The sequence below is a fragment of the Lysobacter soli genome (genome assembly GCF_009755585.1).
Classification (GTDB): domain Bacteria; phylum Pseudomonadota; class Gammaproteobacteria; order Xanthomonadales; family Xanthomonadaceae; genus Lysobacter_J; species Lysobacter_J soli.
The window spans coordinates 168,776-183,546 of sequence record NZ_CP046603.1 but is presented as its reverse complement, the minus strand read 5'-3'; the positions used below and the strand labels follow the sequence as shown (position 1 = coordinate 183,546).

The 14,771-nt window shown below is 69.0% G+C and carries 11 protein-coding genes; 9 read left to right on the top strand and 2 right to left on the bottom strand.

The window, feature by feature from the left end; genetic code table 11:
• The first annotated feature begins 5 nt into the window (after nucleotides 1–5).
• From GOY17_RS00800 to GOY17_RS00785, 4 genes are all read left to right on the top strand, one after another.
• Nucleotides 6–2,393 carry a family 20 glycosylhydrolase gene (locus GOY17_RS00800; protein ID WP_157028900.1) on the top strand — a complete coding sequence of 796 codons (2,388 nt, stop codon included), beginning with the start codon at nucleotides 6–8 and terminating at the stop codon, nucleotides 2,391–2,393.
• 187 nt (nucleotides 2,394–2,580) lie between these two features.
• Nucleotides 2,581–3,210: a tetratricopeptide repeat protein gene (locus GOY17_RS00795; RefSeq protein ID WP_157028899.1), complete on the top strand. Its 630-nt coding sequence runs from the start codon at nucleotides 2,581–2,583 to the stop codon at nucleotides 3,208–3,210.
• 211 nt (nucleotides 3,211–3,421) lie between these two features.
• The gene (gene ggt / locus GOY17_RS00790; protein ID WP_157028898.1) at nucleotides 3,422–5,137 is read left to right on the top strand and encodes a gamma-glutamyltransferase; all 1,716 of its coding nucleotides are present in this window, start codon (nucleotides 3,422–3,424) and stop codon (nucleotides 5,135–5,137) included.
• 1 nt (nucleotide 5,138) lies between these two features.
• A complete protein-coding gene (locus tag GOY17_RS00785; protein WP_157028897.1) occupies nucleotides 5,139–6,791 on the top strand; it encodes a tetratricopeptide repeat protein in 1,653 nt (550 codons plus the stop codon).
• Here the strand turns inward: GOY17_RS00785 and GOY17_RS00780 are convergent, their stop codons facing one another.
• Nucleotides 6,792–7,931, bottom strand: a complete 1,140-nt coding sequence (locus GOY17_RS00780) for an MBL fold metallo-hydrolase (protein ID WP_157028896.1) — start codon at nucleotides 7,929–7,931, stop codon at nucleotides 6,792–6,794.
• 85 nt (nucleotides 7,932–8,016) lie between these two features.
• Nucleotides 8,017–9,504 carry an AAA family ATPase gene (locus tag GOY17_RS00775; RefSeq protein ID WP_157028895.1) on the bottom strand — a complete coding sequence of 496 codons (1,488 nt, stop codon included), beginning with the start codon at nucleotides 9,502–9,504 and terminating at the stop codon, nucleotides 8,017–8,019.
• Between the two features lie 104 nt (nucleotides 9,505–9,608).
• Here GOY17_RS00775 and GOY17_RS00770 point away from each other — a divergent pair, with 104 nt between their 5' ends.
• The 5 genes from GOY17_RS00770 to GOY17_RS00750 all read left to right on the top strand — a co-directional run bounded on the left by GOY17_RS00770 (nucleotide 9,609) and on the right by GOY17_RS00750 (nucleotide 14,487).
• Entirely contained in the window at nucleotides 9,609–10,520 is a 912-nt protein-coding gene (locus GOY17_RS00770; protein ID WP_157028894.1) for an AEC family transporter, read from the top strand.
• Nucleotides 10,521–10,644: 124 nt separating this feature from the next.
• Nucleotides 10,645–11,277, top strand: coding sequence for a nucleotide-binding protein (locus tag GOY17_RS00765; protein WP_157028893.1), 633 nt, complete (start codon nucleotides 10,645–10,647; stop codon nucleotides 11,275–11,277).
• Between the two features lie 71 nt (nucleotides 11,278–11,348).
• Nucleotides 11,349–11,825: a SixA phosphatase family protein gene (locus tag GOY17_RS00760; protein WP_115842798.1), complete on the top strand. Its 477-nt coding sequence runs from the start codon at nucleotides 11,349–11,351 to the stop codon at nucleotides 11,823–11,825.
• On the top strand, nucleotides 11,822–12,433 hold the full coding sequence (locus tag GOY17_RS00755; RefSeq protein WP_181902816.1) for a YceI family protein: 612 nt from the start codon (nucleotides 11,822–11,824) through the stop codon (nucleotides 12,431–12,433). The genes GOY17_RS00760 and GOY17_RS00755 overlap by 4 nt, the downstream gene beginning before the upstream one ends.
• A gap of 8 nt (nucleotides 12,434–12,441) precedes the next feature.
• Nucleotides 12,442–14,487 carry a phospholipase D family protein gene (locus tag GOY17_RS00750; protein ID WP_157028892.1) on the top strand — a complete coding sequence of 682 codons (2,046 nt, stop codon included), beginning with the start codon at nucleotides 12,442–12,444 and terminating at the stop codon, nucleotides 14,485–14,487.
• Nucleotides 14,488–14,771: the final 284 nt, after the last annotated feature.

The following is a 14,771-nucleotide window of genomic DNA, read 5'->3' as shown; positions in this document are numbered from 1 at the left end:
GAACGATGAAACGGCATTTCGTAACGAGCATCGCCGCCGTGGCGCTGGCGATGGGGCTGTCGGCCTGCCAGCGCGAGGACGCGCCGAAGGCTGACGCAGCAGGTACCACTGCCGCTAAGCCGGCGGAAACGACGACCGCGACCACGCTCATTTCCGCCAGCGCGGCCGCCACGCCGGTGATACCGCGCCCCGCGAAGGTGGAGTTGCGCGATGGCCGCTTCGCGTTCGGCCCGCAGTCGCGCGTAGCTTTGATCGGCAACGACGCCGAAGCCACGCGCATCGCTCAGGATTTCGCCTCGCGCGTGCAGAAGGCGCGCGGCTTCGCGCCGCAGGTCGGTGGCGCTGCCGACGGTGCAGCGGTTGTGTTCGCGATCGACGCGAACATCGCGCCCGCCGGCGACGAGGCCTACGTCGTCGACATCACGCCGCAGGGCGCGAAGATCAGCGCGCGCAAGCCGGCCGGCCTGTTCTACGGCGCGGTGACGCTGTGGCAATTGCTGGCCGACGGCGCGCAGGGCGAGGCGTCGATCGCGACGCAGCGCATCGAGGACGCGCCGCGTTTCGGCTGGCGCGGGCTGATGCTCGACGTCGCACGCCACTTCCGCACGCCCGACGAAGTGAAGGCGCTGCTGGACCAGATGGCGCTCCACAAGCTCAACACCTTCCACTGGCATCTCACCGACGACCAGGGCTGGCGTGTCGAGATCAAGCAGTACCCGAAGCTGACCGAAGTCGGCGGCTGCCGCATTCCCGCCGGCGCGGCCGGTCGCGATGCGAAGGGCAAGCCGAAGCCGTATTGCGGCTTCTACACGCAGGACGAAATCCGCGACATCGTGAAGTACGCCGCAGAGCGTTACATCACGGTCGTGCCCGAGTTCGATCTGCCCGGCCATGCGCAGGCCGCGATCGCCTCCTATCCCGAATTCGGCGTTCCCGGCACCAAGCCTCCCGTGTCGCCCGACTGGGGCGTCAACACGTGGCTGTTCAACGTGGACGACAAGACGTTCACGTTCCTGGAAAACGTGCTCGACGAAATGATGCCGCTGTTCCCGGGGCAGTACTTCCACCTGGGCGGCGACGAGGCCGCGAAGGATCAGTGGGAGCAGTCGGCGGCGGTGCAGGCGAAGAAGAAGGAACTCGGCCTCAAGGACGAGATGCAGCTGCAGAGCTGGTTCATGGGCCGGCTGGGCAAGTACATCGAGGCGCACGGCAAGCGGCTGATCGGCTGGGACGAGATCCTCGAAGGCGGCCCGCCGGCCGACGCGACGGTGATGTCGTGGCGCGGTACGGACGGCGCGATCGAGGCCGCGCGCGCCGGACACGACGTCGTGATGGCGCCCTCGCCCGACCTCTACCTCGACCACGTGCAGAGCGATGGCCCGGATGAAACGCCGGGGCGGTTGAAGGTGATCTCGCTGAAGGACGTGTACGACTTCAAGGCCGTGCCGGTGCAGTTGAATGCCGATCAGGCAAAGCATGTGCTCGGCGTGCAGGCCAACCTGTGGACCGAACACCAGCGCACCTTCGAGCGCATGCAGCGTTCGCTGTTCCCGCGCGGCGCGGCGCTGGCCGAAGTCACGTGGTCGCCGGAATCGCGCCTGGACTGGAACGACTTCCTGCAGCGCATGGCATTCCAGATGGAACGCTATCGCCTGACCGGCTTCGATGCCGCCGACAGCGCGTTCGCCGTGCGCTTCACGCCGCAGGCGCTGGAAGGCGGCAAGACGTCGCTGGCGCTGAACAACCAGAGCGGCTTCGGCACGATCCGCTACACGCTGGATGGCACGGAACCGACGGCAACGTCGCAGGCGTACGTGCATCCGCTCGAACTGCCGCTGCCGACGACGGTGAAGGCCAACGCGTTCGCCGACGATCACGCGCTGGCCGCGACGCGCGCGTTCGAACTGAACCTGCACAGCCTGCGTGCGCGCAGCAGCAACGCGCTGCGTTCGTGCAAGACCGACCTGATGCTGCGCATGGAGGACGACGCACCGTCCGACGGCAAGGATGGCGATCGCCGGCTGCTGCTCGCCGACGTGTTCGATCCGTGCTGGATCTACGACGCCGCGCAGCTGGACGGTATCGCCACGGTGGAGGTCCGCGTCGGCCAGCTGCCGCACAACTACGCCCTGTGGAAGGACGCCAGCAAGGTCGTGACGCGCCCGGCGAAGATCCCCGGCGGCGCGCTCGAAGTCCGGCTCGGCAGCTGCGAAGGCGAGCCCATCGCCGTGCTGCCGCTGGCCCCGGCGCGCAAGTCCGACGGCCTGACCACGCTGACCGCACCGCTGCCGGCGCAGGCCGGTCGTCACGACCTGTGCTTCACCTTCGCCTCGGGCGAGTACAACCCGATGTGGGTCGTGGACGAGGTCGCGCTGCTGCCCGCGGCGCACTGAGCGGTGCCGTGAAGCCCCTCTCCCGCCGACGGGAGAGGGGTGGACCAGGGCGACGGCCGTCCCATCTTGCCGAAATGGCGCTCCGGCTTGCCCTCGCCCTGCCGATAACCCGGTCTGGGACGCCAGAACGCCGCGATCCCGGCCCAGTACGGGTTAGGATTGCTGCGTTGCACAGGGGGATTCACACATGCTTGGTCGCACTCTTTTCGCGACGGCCCTTCTGGCCGTCTCCAGCGCCGTGTCGGCGCAAAGCCTGCCGCGTCCGGCGGAGTTCTACTTCGACGCCGACGCCAACACCGTCCGACCGGTTGTCGCCGTGCGCGAAACCGGGGACGCCGCCACCGAGAAACTGGTCAAGGCCATCGAGCGCAATCCGCGCGCGAAGGGCGAAGTCGCCCAGCTCGCGCACCTCGCGATGGCCGCCGGCCGCACGGACCTCGGCAAGCAGCTCTATGCGCGCGCGCTCGGTGCAATTGATCGCAGCGACGCATTGTGGCGCTCGGTCGTATGGAACTACGGCTGGGATCTGTATCGCACCGGGGATTTCGAAGGCGCATTCGCGCAGTGGCGCTCGCTGGTCGAAGCACGTGCGGTGACCGCCTCGTGGATGCCGCCGACCCTGGCGCTGTCGCTGTGGTCGCTGGGTCGCAAGGAAGAGGCGGTGGTGTGGTACTCGGCCGCCGTGCGTACCGAGCCGCAGCAGTGGAACTCCGCATCGAAGTTCGCCAGCCTGCTGCCCGACTGGACCGACGCCGAGCGCTCGGCGCTGGCCGAAGTGCAGGCCGCCTGGGCAGCGAACCCGCCCGCCTGGCCGTAAGCGATCCGCCCTCTCGCAGCGGGAGGGCCCCTTCGCTGCACGACCACGCATCCGCGCATTCGCGCGGATGCCGTGATGGTCCCGGTCCAGGCCGTCGCCGGACACCGGCTACCAGCACGCGTATCGCACCGGGCCACCGGTGCCGAACCGGCAAATCCCGCACGGGCGGTCGCGATAGGATGCGACTTCGTCCCGGGGATGTCCGTACCTCATGCGCCTGCTGTTCGCCTCCGTCCTGCTGAGCCTGCCTTTCACCGCCATGTGCGCCGACCGCATCACCGGCCTGCCCTTCGCCACCCGCAGCGAGGTCTACGCCCCGCACGCGATCGCCGCAACCTCGCATCCGCTGACGACGCAGATCGCGCTGGACGTGATGAAACAGGGCGGCAGCGCGGTGGACGCGGCCATTGCCGCCAACGCGGCGCTGGGCCTGATGGAGCCGACGGGCAACGGCATCGGCGGCGACCTGTTCGCCATCGTCTGGGATCCGAAGACGAAGAAGCTCTACGGCTACAACGGCTCGGGCCGTTCGCCGAAGTCGCTGACGCTGGCCGAATTCCAGCGCCGCGGCCTGAAGGACGTTCCCTCGCACGGCCCGCTGCCGGTGACGGTGCCGGGCACGGTCGATGCGTGGTTCGCGCTGCACGAGCGCTTCGGCCGCAAACCGATGAAGGACGACCTGGCGCCGGCCATCCGCTACGCGCGCGAAGGCCATCCGGTGCATGAGGTGATCGCTTACTACTGGGGCCGCAGCGTGCCGACGCTGTCGAAGTGGCCGGGGTTCGCCGAGCAGTTCACCGTCGCCGGCGACGTGCCTGGGCAAAGGCGTGGTCCGCGCACCGGCGAGATGTGGAAGAACCCCAACCTCGCCAACACGCTTTCGATGATCGCCAACGGCGGCCGCGACGCGTTCTACAAGGGCGACATCGCACGCACGATCGACGCGTACTTCAAGGCGAACGGCGGCTTCCTGAGCTACGACGACCTCGCCTCGCACCACGGCGACTGGGTCGAGCCGGTCAGCACCAACTATCGCGGCGTCGACGTGTGGGAACTGCCGCCCAACGGCCAGGGCATCGCCGCGCTGCAGATCCTCAACCTGCTCGAACCCTACGACCTGAAGTCCTACGGCTTCGGCAGCCCCGAGCACGTGCACCTGTTCACCGAGGCCAAGAAGCTCGCCTTCGCCGACCGCGCCGCGTCGTACGCCGACCCGGATTTCTACAGGACGCCGACGGCCAAGCTCATCTCCAAGCCCTACGCGCGCGAGCGCGGCAAGCTGATCTCGATGGACAAGGCCGCCAAGGCCGTCGAGCCGGGCGTGATCACGCAGCTCAACGAAGGCGACACGATCTACATGACCGTGGCCGATGCGGACGGGATGATGGTCTCGCTCATCCAGTCGAACTACCGCGGCATGGGCAGCGGCATGGCGCCTCCGGGCCTGGGCTTCATCTTCCAGGACCGCGGCGAGCAGTTCGTGCTGAAGGAAGGCCACCCGAACTCGTTCGCGCCGGGCAAGCGTCCGTTCCACACCATCATTCCGGCCTTCGCGACGAAGGACGGCAAGCCGTGGCTGAGCTTCGGCGTGATGGGCGGCGCGATGCAGCCGCAGGGCCACGCGCAGATCATCATGAACCTGGTCGATTTCGGCATGAACCTGCAGGAAGCCGGCGACGCGCCGCGCATCCAGCACGACGGCAGCACCGAGCCGACCGGTCAGGTCACCGCCATGAACGACGGCGGCGAGCTCGATCTGGAATCGGGCTTCCCGTACGAAACCGTCCGCGCACTGATGCGCAAGGGCCACAGCGTGCGTTTCGCCGACGGCCCGTACGGCGGCTACCAGGCGATCATGGTCAATCCGAACGGCGGCTACGTGGGCGCCAGCGAGTCGCGCAAGGACGGCCAGGCCGCAGGTTACTGAGATGAGCGGCGCCGACGTCGTCCCCTTGCTGCGCCGCGCATGGGCGGCGTTGCAGCAGGGACAACCGGCGCCCGCCAGGGCCGATTGCGAAGCCGCGCTGCAACAGGCGCCGCAATCGTTCGACGCGTGGCGCCTGTACGCGATGACGCTGCAGGCGCTGGGTGATCCGGCGGCATCGCGCCACGCCTTGCAGCAAGCGCTGGCGCTACGTCCGGACGACGGCGCGACCGCGCTGGACCTCGGCACCATGCAGTTGAACGCGGGCGAGTTCGACGCCGCGCTCGCGTCGCTGGCGCTGGCGATGCAGCGCCTGCCGCAGGAGCCCCGCGCCGCGTTTCGCTACGGCACCGCTGCCTTCAACGCGGGCGACTATGTGCAGGCGGCGTCGGGTTTCGATACCGCCGCGCGCCTGAAACCCGACTGGGCAGAGGCCTGGAACAACCTCGCCGCCGCGCACGGCAAGCAACAGGACTACGTCGCCGCGATCGCGGCCGCACGCAACGCGTTGCAGCTCAATCCCGATGCGCACGCGCACCAGGCGTTGGCAGCCTTGCTGTCGAACCTGTTCGATCGCGCCTCGCTGCAGGAAGGCCTGCAACACGCGCTGCGCGCGTTGCAGCTGGATCCGTCGCTCGCCCAGGCGCATCGCGATGCGGCGATCCTGTCGCGCAAGCTCGACGACCACGCCGGTGCTGAAGCGCATGCGCGGCGTGCGCTGGAACTCGCGCCGCGCGACATCGACATCATCGATACGCTCGGCGAGCAATTGCAGCTCAATCGAAAGCCACACGAAGCGGTCGACGTTTACGCGCGAGCGCTAGCCGCTGGCGTGGAATCGCCGACGCTGCATCGACAGCACGGCATCGCGCTGTTGCACGACGACCGGGTCGCCGCCGCACGCGACGAGCTGCGTGATGCATTGCGACGCGCGCCGGGCGACCAGCGGACCATCGCGCACCTCGGCGTCGCGGTCGCGCAACATGATGCCGACCGCGCGACGCAGTGGCTTGGCCTGCATCGACACGTGCACGCAATCGATCTGCCGACGCCGGACGGCTTCGCCGATGCGCATGCGTTCAATGCCGCACTCGCCGACGACATCCGCCGCCACAGCCAGCAACGCTGGGAACCGGCCGGGCTGGCGGCGCGCAATGCGTACCTCAGTGGCGACCTGCTGGCCGATCGCACGCTGGCCATCGTCGGCTTCGAGCAGCGTCTGCGCGAGGCGATCGACGCCTTCCTCGCACAAGCGCGCGATGCGCATGTTGCCGAAGCGTCGCTCGACGACGACGCGCTCTCGGGCGATGTCTTCCTCCGCAACGTGCCCGAGCGCTATCGCGTGCACGTGTGGGCGACGCAGGCCGCGGAGCGCGGTTTCATCGACACACACATCCACGAGGACTCGTGGTTGTCCGGCGCGTATTACGTCGAACTTCCACCCGCGATCCGCGACGACGACGACACGCATGCCGGCTGGATCGAATTCGGACGTCCCTTCGCGAGCCTGCCGCAGCCACCGGACGCCGCATTGCGTCGCGTGTGCCCGAAGGTCGGCACCCTGTTGCTGTTCCCGTCGTACCTGTTCCATCGCACGCTGCCGTACGCGGGCGCGGGCGAGCGCATCAGCATTTCCTTCGACCTCGCGGCGATCTGATCAACCCTCGCCCTGTTCGATCGGCTCGCCCTTCGTTTCGCGCCAGGCGGCGTCGGTGAAAGGCTGCGTCCAGTAGCGATCGAACCAGCGCACCAGCCACGGATCGTCGCCGACGAAGCGCGCGCGATCGGCGGACAGGTCGACGCGTTTCTTCGCTTCGTCCAGCGTGACGCCCTGCTTCACCAGCGGCGCGACCGCCTCGCGCATGTGGCCGATGAGGTCGATCACGCGCGACACGTAGGCGTCGCCCCGCATCGCCGCGCCGTGACCGGGAAGCCACACAGCCGGACGCAGCGCCTGCATCGCGCGCAACGTGCGTTGCCAGTCCGCCGGATACGCATTGAAGCCGAACGGGATCGGCGCGACGAGCAGGTCGCCCGTCGCCATCACGCGCTGGCGCGGCAGCCACGCTACGAGGTCGCCGTCGGTGTTGCCACGACCGAAGTGGCGAAGTTCGACCGGACGCGTCGCATCGTCGAGCTTCAACGCATCGACGAACGTGCGCGTGGGCAGCGCGAGCACGATGTCGCGCGTGTCCTTGCGGTATTGCGCGAAGAGTCGCTGCGCTGCCTCGAAGCCTTCGCGTTCGCGCGCGGAGAGATCGCTCTTTGCGAGCGAATCGTGCACGAATCCATCCGCACCATCGAGGCGCTGGTCGAACGCGGTCTGCAGCGTCGCGTCCGGCGCGCCTTTCGGATACGCCTTCATCGAACGCCCGCGTAGATGCGCGTCGGTGATGTCGGTCGCGATGATCTCCGCCGCCGGCCACGCCTGCACGATCGCCGACAGGCCGAGCACGTGGTCGCCATGCCAGTGCGTGATCGCGACGGCCTTCACCGGCTTGCCGCTGGCCGAACGCACGAGTTCGACGATGCGACGTCCCGCGCCGGGCGAACCGCCGCCGTCGATGAGGACGAGGCCGTCGGACTGCTCGATCACGACCACGTTGCCGATGGGTTGCACCTGGAACGGCTGCGGCTGCGCGATCAGCCATACGCCGTCGACGACTCGCGTGATGGTCTGGAAGTAGCCGTCCTGCAGCGTCGGCAGCGGCGCGGGTTCGCTGCCTCGCGCGACAGCGGACAGGCCGATGCAGACCGCCAGCACGGCGACGAGGACACGATGGACGACGCGCGCCATGGCGAAGCTCCGCGGGAGTTCGCCGCATGTTCCTGCCAGTGCGTGCCGCGCGCGTGGCCCGGAGGTCACGCTTGCGGCGATCGCGTCAGTCCGCCGGGACCGTGCGCCCCTGCGCCCATTCGCGCAGGCCCTGCACGCGTTCGGCCATCAGCACCGAGAGCGGGCGCGTCTGCTTCAGCTCGGCGCGCAGCATGAAATCGTTGAGCGGCGCCTTCGCTGCATGCGCGGCGTACAGCGCGGCGACGATGGCCTGCTCGATTTCGGCGCCGGAGAAGCCGTCGCTCGCGGCCGAAAGACCGGCAAGGTCGAACGTCGCCGGATCGAGCTGGCGACGGCGCAGGTGCAACGCGAACAGCGCCTCGCGCGTGCCAGCACCGGGCAGGTCGACGAAGAAGATCTCGTCGAACCTGCCCTTGCGCAACAGCTCCGGCGGCAGCGCGTCGATCTGGTTCGCGGTGGCGACCAGGAACACGCGCGACTTGCGTTCGGCCATCCACGTCAGCAGGTAGCCGAGCACGCGACGCGACACGCCGCCATCGCTGTCGCCGCCGTCGCTCGCCAGGCCCTTCTCGATCTCGTCGATCCACAGCACGCACGGCTCGAGCTGTTCTGCCGACGACAACGCGTCACGCAGGTTCTTCTCGGTCTCGCCATGGAACTTGTCGTACAGCGTGCCGAAATCCAGTCGCACCAGCGGCACGCCGAAGCCGGCCGCGACCGCCTTGGCGAGCATGGACTTTCCGCAACCCTGCACGCCGAGCAGCAGCACGCCCTTCGGCGGATCGAGCCCCACCGGCGCCTCGCCGCTGACGAACACGTCGCGCCGCTGCTGCACCCAGCGTTTGAAGCGCGACGCGCCGGCGACGTCGTCCATGCGTGCGGTGTCGTACTCGTAATGAAGATGCCCGCTGCGGTTGAGCAGTTCGAACTTGAGCTTGGCCAGCTCCGGCAGATCGCCCGGGCCAAGCGCACCGTCGTTGAAGATCAGCTGGCGGGCGATGCGACGCGCGTCGATCGGATCGAGCCCGCGCAGGTTGCGCACGATCTGCTGCACCGCCTCGCCGTCGGCTTCGACGCGACGACCGCCGTGCTCCTTCGCGTAGTTCGCCGCTTCCTCGCGTACCAGCTTGAGCAGCGCATTCGCGTCCGGCAGGCGCGGCGTGTAACGCACTGCGAGCGATTCGAGTTCGGCCGGCAGTTCGACCTTGTGGCCGACCAGCACCAGCACGTGCGGTTCGCAGTCGCGGCGCTGCAGGATGTCGCGCAGCTGCCGCTGCGTGCCGGCGTAGCCGAGGTAGGGATGGAAATCGAGCAGCAGGTAGATGCCGCGCTGCTCGGCGTTGCGGATCGCCTGCAGCGTGTTGGACGCATCGGGTGCGATTTCGGCCGGATCCTCGCGGTCCAGGTCGATGCGGCGCAGGCCTTCGGTGATCGACCATCGATGCAGCGCGCGCCACACGTGCATCAGCGCCTGGCGGAAGAGTTCGACGACGCGGCCTTCGTCGCGCGTTTCGATGACGATGAGCGGGGTGTTGGCGCGGATGAGCGCGGTGAGGTCCTGCAGGTCGGTCATCGTGCTCGGCGGCGTCCGTGTCGGAGCGGCGATCATACCCAATGGTCGAGCTTGAGCCGCCGCCGTGCAGTGGCCACCATGGCGGTTCGAACACGGGATCACGCATGGCTTTCGACGCCTTCGCCCTCGTGCTGGCGATGCTGGCGCTGGGCTATCTTTTCCAGCGGCTGCGCGTGCTGCCCGGCGACGCGGCGCGCACGCTCAACCTCGTCGTGCTGTACGTCTGCCTGCCGGCGGCGGTGCTGCGTTACGTGCCGCGACTGCATCTTGAAGCCGCGCTGCTGGGCGTGATCGCCGTTCCGTGGCTGCTGCTCGGCGCGACGGTCGTGCTGGTCGGCGCGCTGTCGCGCTGGCTGAAGTTCCGGCGCGACGAGACCGCCGTGTTGATGCTGACCGTCGCGCTCGGCAACACCAGCTTCCTCGGCTATCCGCTGACGCGCGCGCTCGTCGGCGATGACGCGCTGCCGTACGCGGTGGTCTACGACCAGTTCGGTACGTTCCTGATCCTGTCGACGTTCGGCCTGTGGGCGCTGGCGCGCTACGGGGGCGAACACGCGCCGTCCGCGCGTGAGATGGCGCTGCGCGCGGCGAAGTTTCCGCCGCTGTGGGCGCTGGTGGCGGGGTTCACGCTGATGCCGGCCGATCCGCCGGCCTGGATCGACGGAGGACTGCAGCGACTGTCCGACGCCCTGCTGCCGCTGGCGATGCTGACCATCGGCCTGTCGGTGCGTTTCGCCCTGCCGCGCGACGAACTCAAGCCGCTGGCCGCCGGGCTGGTGCTGAAGCTCGCCGTGATGCCCGCGCTGGCCCTGCTGCTGGTGCCGGTATTGAACCTGCACGGGCCAATGGCGCGCGTCACCGTGCTCGAAGCCGCGATGCCCTCGATGGTCACGGCTGGCGCACTCGCCATCGCCCACGGGCTGGCGCCGCGGCTGGCGGCGGCGATGGTCGGCTACGGGTTGCTGCTGTCGCTGGCGACCCTGCCGCTCTGGGCCGCCTGGGGCGGCGGAAGCTGACCCCGCGAGCCGGGTTTCGCCGACGGGCGGACGCGGCAACCGGCCATCGCGACGCAAGCGCCGGGCGCATGGTTCCGTCGCCCGGCCCCGTGTACGCTGCGGCTTCCATCCACAGGGAGTCCGCATGAAGACCGTGCTGGTGGCCAGTTCCAAGGGCGGCGTGGGCAAGACCACGATCGCCACGCACCTCGCCGCACAGTCGGCGCTCGACGGCCTGCGCACCGCGCTGGTCGATGCCGATCCGCAGGAATCCTCCACCCGCTGGGCGCAGCGCCGGGCCGGGCTGGACAGCGCCGTCCTTCCGCTCGACGGCACCCGTCGAAAGGCATGGCGCAAGCAATTGCCCGACGACGCGCAGCGGCTGGTGATCGACGCCGCCGCGGGCGCGATGGCCGACGACCTCGACGCCTTCCTCGAGGAAGCCGACGCCGTCGTCGTGCCGGTCCAGCCGTCGGCGCTGGACATCGAGGCGACGGTGCCGTTCCTCGATTCGCTCGCCAGGCACCCGCGCGTGCGCAAGGGCCAGCTGCGCGTCGGGCTGGTCGGCAACAAGCTCAAGCCGTGGACGAACGCGTCACAGCAGGCGCTGGAGCTGCTCGCCGCCTGGCCGTATCCCGTGGTGGCGCAACTGCGCGACAGCCAGGCCTACGTGGTGCTGACCGGGCTGGGGAAGAGCCTGTTCGACTACCACTCCGCGCAGGTGCGCGACCACCAGGACGATTGGCAGCCTTTGCTCAAATGGCTGAGGAAAGCCTGAGCCATCACGTCGTTACGTGATAATGGCGCCCATGATCCTGCCCGCCCTCGCCAAACCGGAGTCGCCCGCGCATGCGTGAACTGATCCTGCTACGCCACGCCCACGCGGAGCCCGCCGCCACCGGACAGGCCGACCTGGACCGCCCGCTCTCGGCCGAAGGCCTCGCCGAGGCCGAAGCCGCCGGTCGCTGGCTGGCAGAAAACAAGCTGGTCCCCGACTGCATCCTCTGCTCGCCCTCGCGCCGCACGCGCGAGACGCTGGAAGCGGTGCTCGCCGCCATCGGCTACGTCGACCAGCGCATCGAGCCGTCGATCTACGAAGCCACGCCCGGCACGCTGATCTCGCTGGCCGACACCCACCGCGAAGCCGAACGGCTGATGCTGGTCGGCCACAACCCGGGGCTGGAGCGGCTGGCGGCGCTGCTGCACAGCGGGCAGTCGGGCGATTACCGCGGGATGCCGCCGGGCGGCATCGCGGTGCTGTCAGTGCCCGCCGACGCCGGGCTGGAGCCCGGCGTGGCGCAGCTCAGCGCCTTCTGGTGGCCGTGAGGGAACGCCGACCGCGCCTCGCCCGCTTCCTGCTGCCGTGCCTGCTGGCCATCTGGCCGGCATGGGCGCAGGAAACGGTCGCGCTTCCCGAGCCCGTACCCACCACGTCTTCCCGCACCTTCGATCCGCACCACACCCGCTTCGGCTTCGAGCTGCGCACCCGCTGGGGCCAGCGCGTGTCGGGGCAGTTCCCGCAGTACGAAGGTGAAGTCTCCACCCTGGCCGACGGCCGCCATCGCGTGCGCATCGTGTTGCGCACCGGCGGCGTGGTCGTCTCCGGCTCCGATCGCTACACCGCGCTCGCGCGCGGGCCGAATTTCTTCGATGCACAGCACTATCCCTACATCGAATTCGTTTCCGAGCCGCATCCGGACACGCTCGTCCGCACCGGCGGACGCATGCGCGGCCGCTTGTCGATGCACGGCGTGACGCGCATGGAAACCTTCATGCTGTCCCAGGCCGACTGCGAACGGCCCGGCCGCGATTGCGACGTGCTCGCCACCGGCAGCATCAGCCGCGAGGACTACGGCTTGGACGGCTGGCAGTTCGCGCTGGCCGATCGCGTGCGCTTCATGCTGCGCGTCCGCCTGGTCGAGACCGCACAGTGAAGCCGGTCGTGCGACTCTGCGTGGCCGTGCTGTCGCTCGCGCTCGGCGCGTGCGCATCGCTGTCCAACGCCCAACGCGACGCGGCCACCGAACGCGTGGTGCAGGCACGTTCGGCGCAGTTCGACTGCACGCAGCCGGACGCCTGCGCCCAGCGATCGCCGCTGCGTGCGCTCGCCGGACGCGCGTTCGCGCAGTCCACGCCCGACGCGCCGGCACATTACGCACTGATCCTCGACCGAGGCCCCGACGCGTTGCTCGCGCGCGTGAACCTGATCCGCAGCGCGACCACCGCCATCGACCTGCAGACCTACATCTTCGACGAGGACGACGCCGGCCGGCTTGTGCTCGACGAACTGCTCGCCGCCGCGCGCCGCGGCGTGCGCGTGCGCGTGCTGATCGACCAGCTGTCCGCGCTCAAGCATGTCGACACGCTCGCCGCGCTGGCCGGCGCGCACGTCAATTTCGAGCTCAAGCTGTATAGCCCCGTGCTCGGTCGCGCGCAGATCACCTATCCGCAATACGCGCTCGCCGCCGCGTGCTGCTGGCGCACGCTCAATCAGCGCATGCACACCAAGCTGCTGCTGGTGGATGGCGCGGTCGGCATCACCGGTGGGCGCAATTACCAGGACGACTATTACGACTGGGACGACGAGTACAACTTCCGCGACCGCGACCTGCTCGTCGCCGGGCCGGTCGCGCACGTGATGCGCGATGACTTCGCGCTGTTCTGGAACGATCGCCGCAGCGTGCCGGTGGAGCGGCTGAACGATGTCGGCGGCCGTCTGCTCGCCGATGGCGTGCCCGCGCTGCCCCCGTCGCATTTCGAGCGTCCCGAGCGTGCGGAGGCCATGCGACGCGACGCCGCCGACAGTGCACTGATCGAAGAGCGCCTCGTCTCGCGCGCGATGCGCGTGGGCGAGGTGCGCTACATCTCCGACACGCCGGAAAAGCACCGCGCCATCAACGCCGAACAACAGGCCGTGGCGTCCGGTTCGCTGCGCGGGCTGATCGAATCGGCCCAGCAGGAAGTGGTGCTGCAGACGCCGTACCTCGTGCTGTCCGACGCCGCGCAGGACATGTTCCGCCAGCTGCACGCGCGCCCGTACGACGAGCGCCCGAAGATCATCATCTCCACCAACAGCCTGGCCGCGACCGACGCGTTCATCGCCTACGCGCTTTCGTACAAGTACAAGCGCCGCTACCTGCGCGAGCTGGGCTTCAACATCTTCGAGTACAAGCCCTTCCCGCTGGATGCGCCGATCGACATCGCCGCGACCGGCGCGACGCTGCCCGACCTGCTGCCGGACGAGGCGAACACCGATGCCGACGCTGGCACGGGCTCGATCTCCCCCAGCCGCGCGCTCACCGGCGAGAGCGGCGGCAATGCGGCATCGACGGAGCGCGACGATGCGCAGGCCGCGCCGGTCGATCTGGGCCAGGCGCACCGCGAACTGCGCGACCGCTACGACCGCCGCAGCACCGTCGAGCGTGCGCAATACCAGCGCGCGCTGTCGCGCGAGTACAGCGCACTGCGCTACAGCACCCGCCGCGCCAACCAGCCCGTGCCGCTCAAGCGCGCCGGCGTACGCATCGGACTGCATGCGAAGTCGATGGTGATCGACGGGCGCATCGGCGTCGTCGGGACGCACAACTTCGATCCGCGCGGCGATCACTACAACACCGAAAGCGCGGTGGTGATCGAGGATCGCGAGTTCGCCCAGGCATTGCGCGCCAGCATCTGGCGCGACATCGCGCCGGCCAACTCGTGGGTGATCGCGCGGCGCGACAAGCCGCCCGTGTTTTCGGGCCTCAACTATTCCATCGGGAAGATGTTCGAGGCGATGCCGATCCTGGACCTGTGGCCGATGCGCTACGCGACCAGCTACGAGTTCGTCGCCAGCGAGCAGTGCCCGCAGCCGCTGCTGCCCAGCGATCCGGATTTCCGCGCCTGCTATCAGCCAGTGGGTGATTTCCCGGAAGTGGCGGCGGGCATGAAGTCGATCACCACGCGGATCTTCACCGCATTCGGGGCGGGGCTCGCGCCGATTCTCTGAGGCGGTCTGGCCGCCTCGCGCCTCCACCGCGGCCTCCCGGCGCCGGGCGGATCAGGTCGGTTTTCGCGCAGTGGCCGCCTCGACCCCCACCCGGCGGCCTCCAGACAGCTTCCTGAATGTGACGGTCTTCACCCTCCCTCTCGTCCCGGTTCGAGAGCCGGAGACGCATTCGCGCGTGCCGCCATGCCACCCCTGCCATCAGTCATGGCAACGGAAGCGCCGAAATGTCCATCTATATCAGCGAGTTCCCGCTACGGCGGTGCCCAGCCAGGTAGGTCTTCGGT

What these genes read in the sequence shown, in the direction of transcription:
- ggt (WP_157028898.1), top strand. Translation starts at nt 3,422, where the DNA reads ATGCGCCTGCTGTTCGCCTCCGTCCTGCTGAGCCTGCCTTTCACCGCC.
- GOY17_RS00800 (WP_157028900.1), top strand. Translation starts at nt 6, where the DNA reads ATGAAACGGCATTTCGTAACGAGCATCGCCGCCGTGGCGCTGGCGATG.
- GOY17_RS00765 (WP_157028893.1), top strand. Translation starts at nt 10,645, where the DNA reads ATGAAGACCGTGCTGGTGGCCAGTTCCAAGGGCGGCGTGGGCAAGACC.
- GOY17_RS00760 (WP_115842798.1), top strand. Translation starts at nt 11,349, where the DNA reads ATGCGTGAACTGATCCTGCTACGCCACGCCCACGCGGAGCCCGCCGCC.
- GOY17_RS00785 (WP_157028897.1), top strand. Translation starts at nt 5,139, where the DNA reads ATGAGCGGCGCCGACGTCGTCCCCTTGCTGCGCCGCGCATGGGCGGCG.
- GOY17_RS00780 (WP_157028896.1), bottom strand. Translation starts at nt 7,931, where the DNA reads ATGGCGCGCGTCGTCCATCGTGTCCTCGTCGCCGTGCTGGCGGTCTGC.
- GOY17_RS00770 (WP_157028894.1), top strand. Translation starts at nt 9,609, where the DNA reads ATGGCTTTCGACGCCTTCGCCCTCGTGCTGGCGATGCTGGCGCTGGGC.
- GOY17_RS00795 (WP_157028899.1), top strand. Translation starts at nt 2,581, where the DNA reads ATGCTTGGTCGCACTCTTTTCGCGACGGCCCTTCTGGCCGTCTCCAGC.
- GOY17_RS00775 (WP_157028895.1), bottom strand. Translation starts at nt 9,504, where the DNA reads ATGACCGACCTGCAGGACCTCACCGCGCTCATCCGCGCCAACACCCCG.